The 14,021-nt window shown below is 45.2% G+C and carries 11 protein-coding genes; 8 read left to right on the top strand and 3 right to left on the bottom strand.

The window, feature by feature from the left end:
* Positions 1–33 precede the first annotated feature (33 nt).
* Positions 34–1,950 (bottom strand): threonine--tRNA ligase, encoded by a 1,917-nt coding sequence (gene thrS / locus ACXAER_RS16420; protein WP_474831125.1) that lies wholly within the window; start codon positions 1,948–1,950, stop codon positions 34–36.
* A 468-nt stretch (positions 1,951–2,418) separates the two neighbouring features.
* Here thrS and ACXAER_RS16415 point away from each other — a divergent pair, with 468 nt between their 5' ends.
* The 3 genes from ACXAER_RS16415 to ACXAER_RS16405 all read left to right on the top strand — a co-directional run bounded on the left by ACXAER_RS16415 (position 2,419) and on the right by ACXAER_RS16405 (position 5,495).
* The gene (locus ACXAER_RS16415; RefSeq protein ID WP_474831122.1) at positions 2,419–3,303 is read left to right on the top strand and encodes a fructosamine kinase family protein; all 885 of its coding nucleotides are present in this window, start codon (positions 2,419–2,421) and stop codon (positions 3,301–3,303) included.
* Positions 3,304–3,366: 63 nt separating this feature from the next.
* On the top strand, positions 3,367–4,128 hold the full coding sequence (locus ACXAER_RS16410; protein WP_474831120.1) for a pteridine reductase: 762 nt from the start codon (positions 3,367–3,369) through the stop codon (positions 4,126–4,128).
* A 101-nt stretch (positions 4,129–4,229) separates the two neighbouring features.
* Positions 4,230–5,495 (top strand): DUF3080 family protein, encoded by a 1,266-nt coding sequence (locus ACXAER_RS16405; RefSeq protein ID WP_474831283.1) that lies wholly within the window; start codon positions 4,230–4,232, stop codon positions 5,493–5,495.
* Positions 5,496–5,541: 46 nt separating this feature from the next.
* Here ACXAER_RS16405 and ACXAER_RS16400 read toward each other — a convergent pair whose 3' ends face one another.
* Together ACXAER_RS16400 and ACXAER_RS16395 are read right to left on the bottom strand one after the other, a co-directional pair.
* Entirely contained in the window at positions 5,542–7,020 is a 1,479-nt protein-coding gene (locus ACXAER_RS16400; RefSeq protein ID WP_474831118.1) for a mechanosensitive ion channel family protein, read from the bottom strand.
* A 47-nt stretch (positions 7,021–7,067) separates the two neighbouring features.
* Positions 7,068–7,694 (bottom strand): CPBP family intramembrane glutamic endopeptidase, encoded by a 627-nt coding sequence (locus ACXAER_RS16395; protein ID WP_474831116.1) that lies wholly within the window; start codon positions 7,692–7,694, stop codon positions 7,068–7,070.
* Between the two features lie 427 nt (positions 7,695–8,121).
* Here ACXAER_RS16395 and ACXAER_RS16390 point away from each other — a divergent pair, with 427 nt between their 5' ends.
* The 5 genes from ACXAER_RS16390 to ACXAER_RS16370 all read left to right on the top strand — a co-directional run bounded on the left by ACXAER_RS16390 (position 8,122) and on the right by ACXAER_RS16370 (position 14,015).
* Positions 8,122–8,955: a MurR/RpiR family transcriptional regulator gene (locus tag ACXAER_RS16390; RefSeq protein WP_474831114.1), complete on the top strand. Its 834-nt coding sequence runs from the start codon at positions 8,122–8,124 to the stop codon at positions 8,953–8,955.
* Between the two features lie 153 nt (positions 8,956–9,108).
* On the top strand, positions 9,109–9,672 hold the full coding sequence (locus tag ACXAER_RS16385) for a DUF924 family protein (protein WP_474831112.1): 564 nt from the start codon (positions 9,109–9,111) through the stop codon (positions 9,670–9,672).
* A gap of 274 nt (positions 9,673–9,946) precedes the next feature.
* Positions 9,947–11,230 carry an amidase gene (locus ACXAER_RS16380; protein ID WP_474831110.1) on the top strand — a complete coding sequence of 428 codons (1,284 nt, stop codon included), beginning with the start codon at positions 9,947–9,949 and terminating at the stop codon, positions 11,228–11,230.
* Positions 11,231–11,422: 192 nt separating this feature from the next.
* Positions 11,423–13,000 (top strand): gamma-glutamyltransferase family protein, encoded by a 1,578-nt coding sequence (locus ACXAER_RS16375; RefSeq protein ID WP_474831108.1) that lies wholly within the window; start codon positions 11,423–11,425, stop codon positions 12,998–13,000.
* 196 nt (positions 13,001–13,196) lie between these two features.
* Complete coding sequence (locus ACXAER_RS16370) at positions 13,197–14,015, top strand: sulfite exporter TauE/SafE family protein (RefSeq protein ID WP_474831106.1); 819 nt, start codon at positions 13,197–13,199, stop codon at positions 14,013–14,015.
* Positions 14,016–14,021: the final 6 nt, after the last annotated feature.

Below are 14,021 nucleotides of genomic sequence, written 5' to 3'. Positions count from 1 at the left end.
ACCTTACTTGTGCATTATACACAAATTGCTCAACTATTTAATTGTCTTTTCTACAACTTCTTGTTGAGCCATGGCAATAAAGTCTTCCAGGCGCATTTTGCCTAGGTCGTCGCCGCGACGAGAGCGCACTGCTACTTCGCCCGCTTCCATTTCTTTATCGCCCACAACTAGCATATATGGAATACGCTTCAATGTGTGCTCGCGGATTTTAAAGCCGATCTTCTCATTTCGCAAGTCAGACTTTGCTCTAAACCCTAAATCTTGCAGTTTTTTTACACAATTTGTTGCGTAATCAGCTTGTTTGTCAGTAATGTTCATTACTACAACCTGCTGAGGCGCTAACCAAAGTGGGAAGAAACCTGCAAATTCTTCGGTCAATATACCAATGAAGCGTTCTAGTGAACCCAAAATAGCGCGGTGAATCATTACCGGTACTTTGCGCTCGCCGTCTTCCGCTACATAGGTAGAACCTAAGCGACCTGGCATTGAGAAATCTAGCTGTACGGTTCCGCACTGCCATGCACGGTCTAAACAGTCGTGCAGCGTAAACTCAATTTTCGGCCCGTAGAACGCTCCTTCGCCTGGCTGATAATCGAATTCGATATCGTTGGCTTTAAGTGCTTCCGCAAGCGCAGCTTCAGATTTATCCCAAATCTCGTCAGCACCTACACGCTTTTCAGGGCGAGTAGACAGCTTAACTTTGATATTTTCGAAACCAAACGCAGCGTATGTCTCGTACACCATCTTAATACAGCCACTCACCTCTTCCAGGATCTGTTCTTCTGTACAAAAAATGTGAGCATCGTCTTGCGTAAAGCCACGAACACGCATTAGGCCGTGTAGTGCACCCGATGGTTCATTACGGTGACAGCAGCCAAACTCAGCCATACGAAGCGGTAGGTCGCGGTACGATTTCAAACCTTGGTTGAAAATTTGTACGTGCCCTGGGCAGTTCATCGGCTTAACCGCATATTCACGCTTTTCAGATTCAGTGGTGAACATGTTTTCAGCGTACTTGTCCCAGTGACCTGATTTTTCCCAAAGCGTACGGTCCATCATCAATGGGCCTTTTACTTCATCGTAGCCGTATTCGCGAAGCTTCTTACGTACGAAGCTTTCTAGTTCGGTATAAATTGACCAACCATCGTTGTGCCAGAACACCATACCTGGCGCTTCTTCTTGCCAATGGAATAGGTTAAGTGCTTTACCAATTTTACGGTGGTCGCGCTTTTCTGCTTCTTCTAGGCGCTGTAGGTAAGACTTAAGCTGCTTCTTGTCAGCCCAGGCAGTACCGTAAATACGCTGAAGCATTTTGTTGTCGCTGTCGCCACGCCAGTAAGCGCCTGCCACTTTCATTAGTTTGAAGTGATGACAGAACTTCATGTTTGGCACGTGAGGGCCACGACACATGTCTGTGTATTCTTCGTGGTGATAAAGTGCTGGGCGGTCATCCTTGCTGATGTTCTCATCAAGAATTTCCATTTTGTAGCTTTCGCCGCGTGCTTCAAATGCATCGCGTGCTTCTTGCCAGCTCACTTTGTTTTTAACCACGTTGTAATTGGTTTTAGCCAGTTCAAGCATACGCTTTTCTAGTTTGGCTAAATCTTCCTGGGTTAGGCTTTCTTCCATATCAACGTCGTAATAGAAACCGTTGTCGATAACTGGGCCGATAGCCATTTTGGTGTTAGGCCAAAGTTGTTTGATAGCGTGACCTAACAAGTGCGCGCAACTGTGACGAAGAATTTCTAACCCTTCATCGTCTTTTGCAGTAATAATTTGAAGTTGTGCGTCCGCATCAATCATATCAACGGCGTCAACTAACTCACCGTTTACTTTTCCTGCAATGGTTGCTTTGGCTAAACCAGGGCCAATGTCATTTGCAACATCTAGTACAGAAACAGCGTTATCGAAAGCGCGTTGGCTTCCATCAGGAAGGGTAATTACAGGCATTTTAATTCCTTTACAGTGGTGACGCCTACTCTGCGCCACATGCATTTATTTAATAAATTAATCGTGCTTCTTAGCACTCGAAACTTGCTTAGCTAATACACGTTAGCGGTCTACTTTGGCAATCTACGTTGGCGTAAGAGTAGAACACACGCGCTGCGCTTGTTTAATAAGCTTTTATAAATCAAGCCGTGTTAAAGCAAGTGGTGGATTATAACTAGTGTATGGTCAACTTCAATATTGAAAAGCCTTAATTCACTAATTAGTGCGCCTTTGTATATGTTGAATAGGTTTTTAGTTAGATTTGATGTCGTAATTTATGCATTTCACCATTTTTAACCCATACTTTAGTTGCAGGCGATAACGGTGAATAAGCGATCCCTAGATGCCCATTAAATTGCATTAGACCAATAGTCGCAAAACACCCTTTCCGCCTTGGGCTTAAGTATTAAACCGAGCAGAGTGTGTAATATGTGGCATTTTATTAGCGAGCATATTTCAGATGAGACCCAGCAATTCTTTAGCTGTCAAAAAGCCGAGCGCGTAAGCGGTGGCGATACTCACGAAAGCTACATCATAAAAGATGAGACTCACAGGTATTTTGTAAAAACAAGGCGCTACGACGACACCCAGCAACTTTCCCATGAAGCTGAAGGGCTTACTGCTATTGCCAACACACAAACCATTTGTACGCCCCAGGTTATTTGCCATGGTATTACGGCAAACGAATCGCCCAATATGGAGTATTTAGTACTTTCGCATATTCGATTTGTTGAGCCTGCTGTAAGTGATTTTTTTACGCTAGGGCAGCAGCTAGCTGCGCTGCATAGCGTTAACGCTTACACTAGCTACGGGTGGCCCCACGACAACTATATTGGCGCCAGCGTGCAAACTAACGGGCGCATGGCATCGTGGGCCGACTTTTTTGCCGAAAAACGCATAGGCAGTATGTTAGAACGCTTGGCATTAAATGGTCTATGGACAAAACAAAACGGTGATATTGATAATATCGTTACAAAGGTAAGGCACTTATTAAGCTTGCATCAACCCCACCCTTCTCTGCTTCACGGCGATTTATGGGCGGGTAATGCGGGCTTTAATAAAAAAGGGCCTGTTTTGTTCGACCCTGCCGTGTATGTTGGCGACGGTGAAACTGACCTTGCTATGGCTGAACTGTTTGGTGGTTTCCCTGATACCTTCTTTGACGGCTACCACCAGCACACGCCAATTGAAAAAAATTACGCGTTAAGAAAACCAATTTACCAGCTTTACCATATTTTAAATCACGGGTTATTATTCGGCGCACATTATATTGCGCAAGCCGAACAAATATTAGAAGACATCTATAGGCATTAGAAAAAGCGCAGTGCACAAGCCTTATAACCGCCAAACGATTTAAAATAGAGAGTAGCTTTTATTATGACAAGTTCAGGCCCTGTGGCACTTCCTGTTGCGCTTATAACTGGGGCAGCTAAACGAATTGGCGCTGCAATGGCGTGTAAGCTTCACAGTGAAGGCTATCGCATTATCATTCATTACGGGCATTCTAAAGACGATGCTTTTGCGCTGGCTGAGAAACTAAATAGTCAACGAGCGGATTCTGCCACCTGCCTACAAGCTAATCTCTGCGATTCAGACGAGGTAAACGCGCTAGGTCAGAAAGCGTTAGATGTATGGGGCCAGCTAGATGTGTTAGTAAACAATGCTTCAAGCTTTTACCCTACGCCTGTGGGTGATATTTCAGAAAATGATTGGGAGTCGCTAGTAGGAAGCAACCTAAAAGGCCCCCTGTTTTTATCACAAGTGCTCGCCCCCGCTTTACAAGCTAACAAGGGCTGCATTATCAATATGGTCGACATGCATATCGACCGGCCGCTTCCAAAACATAGCGTTTATTTAATCGCTAAATCTGGGTTAGCTTCGCTTACCCAATCGTTAGCTATAGACTTAGCCCCTAACATACGTGTAAATGGTATCGCCCCTGGCGCCATTTTATGGCCAGAGCGGGAAATGGATGATGCAGAAAAAGACAAACTGCTATCAAGCATCCCATTGGGCGAATTAGGTACACCTGAAGATATTGCTAATACACTGTCGTTTTTAGTGTCGGCACCCTATATCACCGGGCAAATCATTTATGTTGACGGTGGCCGTGGCCTTCATACTGGCGCATCAGCATGAAGGCTTTACGCAACCTGCCTTTCCGATTTAAAAGCGCCTGCGGCTATGGGGATAAAAGGGCCTGCGCCTTTGAAAGTAAACATACTTACGGCACGGATTGTATGGGCATAAGCGGCGGTAAATTTACAAAGCTCTTTCGCATTGGCGTTTTTAGCGCTGGCTTAGTGACCTTGTTCGGATGCTTTGGAGGCGATACGGTAAAGCAGAGTATTGAAGACTATGCAGAACGGCTTTCTAGAGTACTAGACAAACCCCTACCCGATACATTCAACGACAAGATCACTACCCCACTTCCTAAACTGGCCGACTCGGCCACGCTAAAACACACTATAGAGAGTGTTAGCATTAACTTGCGCGAGTTTTATGCGCTGCAAGATTGTGAGCTAGGCACTGTGGTTGCCGAGCGCAATACTTCGTTGGGAAAAAGCCAGTTACCGTCTCAAAGACTAGCTTATGAAAGCAAGCTGCTTAGCGTATTGAAAAGCTGTGAAGCAGCACTAACGGGAGGTAGCGGTGCAGGTGATAGTGCAGGTCAAAGCCCAAATGAAAGTACGATTAAAAACGTGGCTAAAAACAATCAGGCACTGGCCGAAACCATTGCTTCGTGGCGTGAACAAAAGTCACAAGATTACAGCAAAACCTGGGCGAACCTTATCCAAGGAAGCCAAGAATTACGATTGGCGCTAAATACACCTGAACGCCTGTTTTCCGTTGAAAGTAATAAAGACGCTCTTTCTAGCGTTAATGCGCTGTTTTACTTAAGCAGTTTGAACAGTATGCAATTTTCTTATGACGAGTCGAACTCAAAAAGCCTTTCTAAAACTGAAGCGGCGAATGAGAAAAGCGCAGTCAACGCTTCTAGCGGCTATAATGTAAGCGCTAGCGATAAGGTCTTTGATAAGAAGTCGATTAGCAGTGATGAAAGCCTTATCGACAGCAGCGAGTTAGAACAACAACTACAAATTATACGTTCAGCTCGATTACCCGCTACGCTTTGGCATACACAGCAAACGTTAACGCAAAACCTTTCTTTACTAACTAACATGCTAACCGCTGAACTGGATGCCGTAAGCTGCCCGGAAGGCCGGGCGAGTGATAAAGCCAAAATACTGCGCAACGTGTTTTATTTATTTTTTATTGAAGAAATACAGCCTGTAGGAAGCTTGGTAAACCAGTACCATTACAAGCTAGCCCCCTTGTGGGAAGACTGGCTTAAACAGCCTTCGTTACATGAAGAGTTCAAAAACTATATCAGGCAGCAATCACAAGCCGGTTTTGATGAGTACAGTCGCGCTATGAAAGCCCATGTTAACCTGTGGCAAGGTTTTCTGGGCAGGTGTAACCTCTCACCAGTACCACCAGTTTAACGGGCAGAGCTACCCGCTTGCCGCTTAAACCAACATAATTGCATTGCTACAAAATGTTTTCCCCAGCTTCTGGGTCTCTCGACTTGCGAGCCTGCTCTCTTATTTCATGTGCTTCTGATGATACGTCATCTTGACCTGATGTTTGTTGTTGGCCATTCTCTTTGTGCTCATTGCTTAAGTGATCATCGGTTTGACTATTTTTTTGTTCGTGCCCGTTCCTTGGTTCGGTAGTACCGTTAGGCTCAACTGTATAATCGCCAGCGGCACTGTGACCTAACGGGTTCTTGCTCTGGCTCTTATTCCGACTCTTACCCTGACTCTTATTATTAGCAGCGCTTTCGCTGTCTTTAGTTCGACTGCTATCAACGGTTGCATCATTAACATTGCCTTCACGAGAAGATTCTTTTCCACCAGATAACCCCGTAGATGCGCTTTCGCCGTCTTGGGGGCTTAGTTCTTGGCCTAGTTCTTGGTTTTGTTCTTGGCTTAGTTGTGAGCCGTTTTCTTCTCGGCATTGCGAGCCTGACTGTTCGTTTTGTTCAATGCTAAGGTGCATACCCTCTGGAAATATACGCTCTCGAGCATCATCAGGCATACTAATATTCGCGTCTAAGAACGCTTGCGTAATATTACGCATTAGCACAGAAGCCATTTTTAGCACGCTTGTTTTCTCTACATCTACCCAAAAGTAAACCTTTACGTTGTAAGTAGAAGCGCCTAATTCATCAATAAGAATTTGCGGTTCAGGGTCGCTTAAAACATCGCCTTGCTCTGCGGTAACTTCTCGGGCAATTCGCTGTGCATCTTGTATGTCGGCGTCATAACCCACACCAATAACAAAATGGCCCCGCATAAGCGGGTTAGCTGTTAAGTTCTTAATCACGCCTTTATAAATAGTCGCGTTGGGTATTTGTATGTGGTTACCGTCAAAATCCACCAGCGTTGTCGCACGTGCCGTCACTTTCTGAATAATGCCGGTGAAGCCATTAATTTGTACTATATCGCCTATTCGGAACGGGCGTTGAATGGTAAGCAGAAGGCTTGAAATAAAGTTCTCTGCAATATCGCGAAACGCGAAACCAAGAATAAGCCCAACGACACCGGTACCGCTCACTACCGCAATGGCAAACCCGGTAAGCCCGGATAAAAACAAAAACAGATAAATACCCAGTAGTATTAAAAGCAAGCTGACGCTTCGTTGAATTACCGAGCGCAAAAGCGGAGATGTGGTAGTACGCGTTAACGGTTTAACTAAAACCTTTGCTACGTGTGGCGCTAAAAGGATGAACGCCACCATAATAACTATGCCTAGCGCCATGCCTGGCAAACGATAAATAAAACTATCCCACAGCTGCGAGAGCAACGACTGAGCGCTCGACAAGCTAGTTATCGCACCAGCGTCATCATCTTGCTGAAGCAGAGTTTGTGTAAAGGGGTTGCCAAAGGATACGCCGCTGGGAAAAAAACTATTCTCTAAGCACTTATCTGCGATTGTTGCTAGCAAAGTTTGCAAAGCACTGAACATAACCCGACTCCTTGGTGTTCATGCGTGATTGTTATTAACAGGAATGATTACGAAGCAATAACTAAATAAGATCCCAAGCCAATGGTGAACAAGAAACTTCCCCATATGGCATGTTCAATAACCACAACAGGCGTTGAGTTTGTATGCATGTACCTGTAGCCAAAAATAGCACCGCCAATCCAAGAAACTACGACTGCAATCCAGTTACCATATACCAAATGGGCTAGCCCAAATAGAAAAGTACTTAGCGCCCACCTCGCGTATTTGGAAGGCAAAATACGTTTGTAACGGTGAAAGAAATAGGTACGAAAAATAATCTCTTGAGGAATAACTGACACTATGGGGTAAATCAGCAAAGTCGCTACCCACATCCATGGCTGATTCATAGGCCAATGCAAAAACAGCTCGGGTTTTAAAAAGTAGACCACAAGCGCGAGTAAACTCGCCCACGGCAAAAATAGCCTGAGCGTACTTTTAAAATGTATTCGATAATCTTCCCAATGCCACAATTTAATACGTTTAAATTGTTTATCTGCTAACAAGACAGCCAAACAGCAAAGCCCCATCACCCCTAAGATAGGCATGAGATAATCTGCAAAATGCTTAATCCAGTAAAGAACGGCAAAAGGAACTGCTACAAATAGCAAGATCAATTCAGACCACAGCTTTGCCACAACTCACCTCTTTCTTTAGACCACGCTGAACTCGCTGTAGGCCTTTCCACTGAACCTGGTGTACCTGAAAAAACAGCTAAGCCAACAAAATAATTACTAACTGATGACACTTTCGTGAATTTTTACCTTTAGTATGTATGAAAGTGTAGTGCCAAAATGTATGGCTTGAAGAATTAATTAGCTGCAACTTTAGCCCAATACAACGCTTCGTTTATGTAAACCATTATTGGCTTTAAAGTTTTTAAATTTAGTTTCGATAAATAAAGTGTGAAGGTCGGCCTTAAATGACCTATTTATTCGTTATTCTCGCTTTTATGTTCGTAACCCTTGGTAATTTTCAGTGGAATTGCTTGGTAGATTTGACGTTGTGTTTGTATATCGAACAAAAGTCGTGAAATAATTGCACAAGATGTATAAGGCGATACCAATGACAAAAAGTAGCCCTAGCGACGTTTTAAAACAGATCGAAAAACACTATGCCGCGTTGTCGCCTTCGGGCAAATCCATCGCGCATTATATTCAGCAAAACCCCATTGCCGTGTTAAGCCAATCCACATCACTTATTGCCGAAAAAACAGGAACGTCAAAAGCTACTGTAAGTCGGTTCTTTCGTCAGCTAGGCTTCGAGTCGCACCAGCAAGCAAAAGACGCATTAGTGCAACTACGAGAGCAAGGCGTACCTGTGGTAAACCTCTCTAGCAGAGTTTTACAGCATGAGAATGATAGTAAAAATTTAGCCAATACGTTCGAAGGTACATCACCCGAGGCATTAAGAGATATCGCGAAACTGCTTGCCTCAGCAGATCAGGTTACTTTAATTGGGTTTCGCAACGCTTACCCTATTGCCCTTCATTTTAGACAGCAGCTTAAACAAATTAGGGCATCTGTTCGCGTGTTGCCCCAGCCTGGGCAGACCCTAAGCGAAGATCTAATTGATCTCACTGAAAACGACCTAGTGGTGCTCTTCGGCTTCCGTCGCAGGACCCGCCAATTCAAGTTTGTTCTAAATAACATTAAGCACTGCAAAACGGTACTTATAACCGACCCTACTGGCCAAGGTTATCGAAACGATGTCGACCACTTTGTTATAACCCACATCGGCAGCGACTCTCCTTTTGATAGCTACGCTGCGCCAATGAGTTTGGTGGCATCACTATGTAACCTGACTTATGAAGTTTTAGGTAGCAAGGCTGCCGACCGTGTCGACGCCATTACTGATATCTACATTGAGATGGATGAACTAGAAAGCCCAAAGCGTTAACACTTCCCTTGAAACACTTTTTAAGCAATACTATGCGCATGCTTTAGCAGAATATTGTTATTTTGCAAGAAAAAATGAATTTTTTTTAATAAAAAGAAGATTAGGCCCTAGTGGCTTAAATTTTATTGCTGTAAGCGTGTTGTTGAGGTTGAAATGGAGAAAACGCAAGTGGTCATGGAAGAAGCAAACGGTGTACTTGACTTTTGGTTTGGTGAATTATCGCCTGAACAATGGTTTGTGGAGGATGCCGCACTGGACAAAACTATTGCTTCACGGTTTTCTCAATTGAGAGCAGTTGCTGTGCGCGGTGAACTTTGGCCTTGGCGTGCTACGGCAACAGGCAGACTAGCCGAAATTATTGTTCTCGATCAATTTTCACGAAACATCTATCGTGGCCATCCTGACGCATTCGGTGCCGACAGTATCGCACTAGTGCTAGCTCAAGAAGCGGTAAGCGTAGAAGCCGACAAAGTGCTAACACCGCAACAACTTGCCTTTCTTTACATGCCATTTATGCACAGTGAATCTCTAGCTATTCACGACGTGGCAATGGAGCTGTTTTCTCAAGAAGGATTAGAGCGGGAATTTACGTTTGAAAAACGCCATCAACAAGTTATTGAAAGGTTCGGGCGTTACCCCCACCGAAATGCGATCCTTGGACGCGAGTCCACCCCTGACGAAGTTGCTTTTCTGAAGAGAACGCCTCAAGGTTTCTAATACTACTTTTTATTGGCTTTGAAGTTATTTTTGTTTTTGGCGTCAAGCCTTGACGCCAGTTAATTTGACGAACCCTCGTCATTTGTTTTACAGATCTCGCCCCTCCGTTTTACCGATTAGGGTTACTTTTTCATTTAGATATCGGTTGATGCGATGGGATGGCGCTTAGTCACACAGCAAAAAGTAACAATCGTTTCTCTTGACTTTCTGATGAAACAGTTGTTTCATGAAGTCATCATGAATAAAGAAACAATAATTAAATAAGTAACGCGCTGTGAGCTCTCCTTTTGTAATAAAGTCCTGTGATACAAAGTTCACACAGGCAATTAAAGATCTTGAAAAACACTTTGGTGGCACTCGTAACTGTGAAGGCAAGGCGTCTTCGTCAAATAGTGCAGCAAGCCAGGGGGTAACCAAAGGTTTAACGGTCGCGCGTTGTGAAGTAAAGCCCCTTAGCGGATTAGGCCTTGCTGTGAAAGATTTGTTTCATATTCACGGTTTGCCGACAGCAGCGGGCAACCCAGATTGGTTGGCAACGCACTCAATACCCGAAAATACCAATAGTTGTGTAGCGAATATACTTAAAGCAGGTGCCTCGTTTAAAGGTAAAACCATTACCGATGAACTGGCCTATAGCTTACATGGGCAAAATAAGCATTACGGCGCTCTGGTAAACCCCGTGGCACCGGCCCATATTCCGGGTGGTTCTTCGTCGGGCTCTGCGGTGGCGGTTAGCGCCCACCTTGCCGACATTGGTCTTGGTACCGATACAGGTGGCTCTATACGCGTACCGTCTAGCTACCAAGGATTATGGGGGCTTCGCACCACCCATGGGGCAGTCACTTGTGATAATATGGTAGCACTTGCGCCCTCTTTTGATACTGTAGGCTGGATGACCCGAGACCTAGACACGCTAATTAAGGTTGCAAGCGTTTGCATAGATAGCGTTACGCAAAGCACAATATCAGAAGCACCAAAATTTGGTATACCAGCACATTTGTTCGAACAAACAGCTCACAATTCGCTATGCAAAACCTGGCTTTCGGCGCTTGCTGAATACAGCGACTGTATTGAGTTGTCAGAAGCACAGCTAAATTTAAATACGTTAGAAACCGCCGCTACATTTCGCACCTTACAAGGCGGTGAAATTTGGCAGCAACATGGCGAATGGATTGAAGATACTCAACCCGATATCGCTGACGACATTATGTTGCGCTTAGATTGGTGTAAAACCATAACAACCCAAGATATACAACACGCTAAAGCGCAACAAACCGTGGTAATAAATCATTTAAATGCGCTCTTTGAAAAAATAGATGTATTGGTTATTCCCACAACACCCGGTATTGCACCTCGTTGCGATGCTGATGAAACGACTCTGGCAAATGATAGAAACGCTTTGCTTGCACTTACTGCTATAGCAGGGCTTGCAGGTTTACCTCAGCTTCATTTGCCGTTGTTTACCCTACACAACGCCCCGTGCGGATTATCGCTTGTGGGCAAAAAAGGCAACGATCTTGCACTTCTCGCGTTGGCAAAAAAGCTAACCTCTCGCTAAACGTGCACAGTGTGCTGGTCTTACTTGAGTCACAGTTAAATCGCACTTAAATAAGGCATAAAGCGCACTATCGCACTCAAGTTGAAAGTAGAAAGCGGAAGTAAGACCTAAATGCGCGTCAATTTACCTAGCTCTTGTCTAACTAGGGCTCAAGCTGACGGCGTGGTTGCTGAGTTTTAGAAGGAAATAAATATGAGTGAAAAACCAAACATCGCGTTTACTGCCCCTCACTTTGCTGCATCGCAAGTGGGTTTAAACATACTAGAAAAAGGCGGTACTGCGATTGAAGCTATGGTGGCGGCTGCTGCCTCTATTGCGGTTGAATACCCGCACATGAACGGTATGGGCGGTGATGGGTTTTGGCTAATTAGTGAGCCGGGCAAAAAGCCTATTGGTATTGACGCATCTGGCGTAGCAGCAAAAGGTGCAACGCCATCTTTTTACGAAGGATGCGATGCCATCCCTAGCCGAGGCGGTAAGTCTGCATTAACAATGGCCGGCGCCGTTGCTGGATGGCAAGCTGCGCTTGAAATAAGTCATGAATGGCAAAGTGGTTTGCCCTTAAGCACATTGTTCGATACTGCGATAAGCCAAGCAAATTGGGGAATTGAAGTTACTCAAAGCTTAGTAGATGCCAGCAATAAAACATTTGATGAATTAAGCTTGGATGAGAATTTCGCCCAGTTTTTGATTAAAGGAAAGGCCCTTAAAAAGGGTAAGATATTAAAGCTTACAAAGCTGTCTGAAACCTTAAAACACTTGGCGGAAAAAGGGCTGGGTGATTTTTACCACGGTGAGTTAGCAACAAAACTGGCTGAAGATTTAGAAGCGGCTGGCTCCCCTATTCGCCTTGAAGATTTCAACAATTATAAAGCAACGATTGTTGAGCCATTGTCAGTATCTATCAGCAAAGGCAAGCTTTATAACCTGCCTGCACCAACCCAAGGTGTCGCGTCGCTTATTATTTTAGCGCTTTATGACAGAGTTCAGCATTTAGGCAATACCGACGCCGACATGGTGCACTTACTTATTGAGTGTACGAAACAAGCCTTTATTGCCCGTAACGCAAACGTAACCGACCCATCTCGCACGCCGGTGAGTTTACAAAGCCTACTAAGCCATGACGTGCTTGATGAGATGGTAAAAAACATTTCGTTAGACAAAGCTCTGCCATGGCCTCATGAAGCCAAGCACGGCGATACCATTTGGATGGGCTGCTGCGATTCAGAAGGGCGCATGGTCAGCTACATACAATCGCTTTATTGGGAGTTCGGTTCAGGCATAGTTAGCCCTCAAACTGGCATTGTATGGAATAACCGTGGTACTTCATTCTCGCTAGATCCAAACAGTAATCAATATTTAGCGCCTGGCTTAAAGCCATTCCATACGTTAAACCCAGCGTTTGCCGAGCTTATCGACGGACGCCGTATGAGTTACGGCACCATGGGCGGTGAGGGTCAACCTCAAACCCAAGCCGCGCTATTTGCCCGCCATATTTACCACGGACAGCCTATTGCTAAAGCCATTTCCCTTGGCCGATGGTTACTTGGCAGAACGTGGGGCGATCAAAGCCACAACTTAAAAGCAGAGCGCGACCTAGTTGAATACGTGGGCGAGAGCTTACTGGCCAGAGGGCACGATATGGTAACGGTAGACCCTTGCAACGAACTTATGGGCCACGCGGGTGCCATTATTCGCGACACAGAGGGCACGGTTAGCGGCGCGAGCGACCCACGAAGTGACGGTAAAGCTTACTTGGGTCATCGCTAGATTCGTGCTTACAGCTAAATATAACGTTAAGACGCGTTCATTAGTATGCACAGGCTAACCTGCGTCAATTAACGCCCCTCAAACTGGGGGGTTGTCTAAACCGCGTTAACTGTGATGCGCCTACATGGGCGCATCTGCAACAGCTCGACGCTTACAAATTCGCTAAAGCAACAATTGTTAGAGAGAAAGAAATCACATGCAGTTTTTAATGGATAACCTAACGGTTATATTATCGCTCGCAGGAACGGGCGTATTTGCCGGCATACTAGCTGGTATGCTTGGCGTAGGTGGCGGCATTGTAATTGTGCCGGTACTGTTTTTCTTATTTCAAGCGCTTGGCGTGTCGCCTGAGAGTGCCATGGTTATTGCTACGGCCACATCGCTTGCGACTATCGTGCCTACTTCGGTTAGTTCTATTCGCGCTCACCACAGTAAAGGCAACGTTGACTTTGTGCTGCTAAAAGCGTGGGCAGTATTCATTTTAATTGGGGTACTTGCGGGAAGCTATGCGGTAACCGTGGTGAACCCAACATTCCTTACCCTGCTGTTTGGCATTATCGCAACCTTATCAGCCATTAATATGCTTATTGGCAAAAAAGATGCGCTATTTAAAGGGCTACCGGGCCGTGCAGGTCAGTCAGTAATGGCAACGTGTATTGGTTTATTTAGCTCTATGGTGGGTATTGGTGGCGGTACGCTAACCGTGCCTACACTCACTTTTTGTAATTACCCAGCGCACAGAGCTGTGGGAACTGCTGCAGCAGTAGGCTTAATTATTTCGCTACCTGCGGCACTTACGTTGTTATTCGTAGGAACCACACCTGCTGACGCCCCCTTCGCAACATACGGCTACGTAAACTTGTTAGGTTTTGCCTGCATTGTTCCGCTAACGGTCTTGTTTGCACCAGTGGGCGCGACCATTGCCAACAAGCTAGACGCAGGTTTACTTAAGAAAATCTTCGCTGTTGTTCTCATCATCACTGGCTTGCGCATGCTAGCGCAAGTGCTTATCTAGGAGTGC

Source organism: Alteromonas sp. AWJ4_199, from assembly GCF_056159165.1.
The sequence above is the reverse complement of the archived record's forward strand: the minus strand, read 5'-3'. Positions and strand labels throughout refer to the sequence as shown.